Here is a 1,132-nt window from a genome sequence, read left to right as displayed (position 1 = left end):
GCCCCCGACCCCGCCCGGCCGTCCCCCCGGGCGGGGTCATTCGTGTTGCGGCCAGAACAGCCCATGATGAGTCGGACAACCCTTCCGATTGCACGTTCCGCGTGTCAGGATACGAATGGGTGGCTGGAGGGCGAGCGTGAGTTGGCAGATCTCAATTGGATCGATCCTGATTGCGATCCTGACATCGACACAGGCATGTCCCGAGCCGGCCTCACAGCCGCTAACGGCGACCCAGGGCGACAGCCGCCCTGCCGTAGACCTCGAGCTCGTCATCGCAGTCGACGTTTCTTACTCAATGGAGCCGGATGACCTTGCAGCCCAACGCGAAGGCTATGCCAAGGCCATCGTCTCGCAGGAGTTTCTCCGGGCGGTGCGAGCCGGTCCTGCCGGCAAGATCGCGCTGACCTATTTCGAATGGTCATCGACCAGCGACCAGAAAATTGTCGTTCCCTGGCGACAGATCGACGGGCCGGGAGCGGCTGAGGCGGTCGCAACTGAAATCACCAATGCACCGATCCGCCGCGGTTCGCGCACCTCGATTTCAAGTGCAATTAAGTTCGCCGCCTCGCTATTCGAGCAGAACCCCTACAGTGGTCCGCGCCGTATCATCGACGTCTCGGGCGATGGCCCCAACAGCAATGGCGATCCGGTCACCTCAGCGCGCGACACAGCGTTGCAGCAAGGCCTCGTCATCACAGGCCTGCCGGTCATGACCAACGCAACACCCGCTGCTCCGACAGACTTTCAGCATATCGACCATATCGATTGGTACTACGAGGATTGCGTGATCGGCGGCCCGGGTTCCTTTGTCGTACCGGTCACCGATCGCGAAAATTTCAAGGAGGCGATCCGGACCAAGCTGACTCTCGAGGTGGCGGGCCAAACGCCAGATCAATCGCCTGCCCCCTCTACGGACAAGGAGCCGCGCGTTCTCTGCACGATCGGCGAGAAACTCTGGCAGGAGCGCTGGGGCGCGATCACACCGGGGAGCAATAGTCCGGCCATGAGCAAACCGGCGGCGAGCAGTCAGTCCAGCAAGGATGACGCGCTGCTCGACAAGAAGATCAAGGGCATCTGCCGCGGCTGCTAGGTCCTTCCGCGGGCCGGGAACCGGCCATCGCCCCCCATGGCC

1 protein-coding gene is annotated in these 1,132 nt (G+C 62.6%); it reads left to right on the top strand.

Annotation, left to right across the window (positions count from 1 at the left end; genetic code table 11):
* Window positions 1-136: 136 nt before the first annotated feature.
* Entirely contained in the window at window positions 137-1,090 is a 954-nt protein-coding gene (locus tag I6F21_RS37505; protein WP_225184356.1) for a DUF1194 domain-containing protein, read from the top strand.
* Window positions 1,091-1,132 lie beyond the last annotated feature (42 nt).

This window comes from Bradyrhizobium sp. NBAIM03 (assembly GCF_020194055.1).
Taxonomy (GTDB): Bacteria; Pseudomonadota; Alphaproteobacteria; order Rhizobiales; family Xanthobacteraceae; genus Bradyrhizobium; species Bradyrhizobium yuanmingense.
Note: the sequence above shows the minus strand (reverse complement) of the source record. Positions and strands in the feature narration are given on the sequence as shown.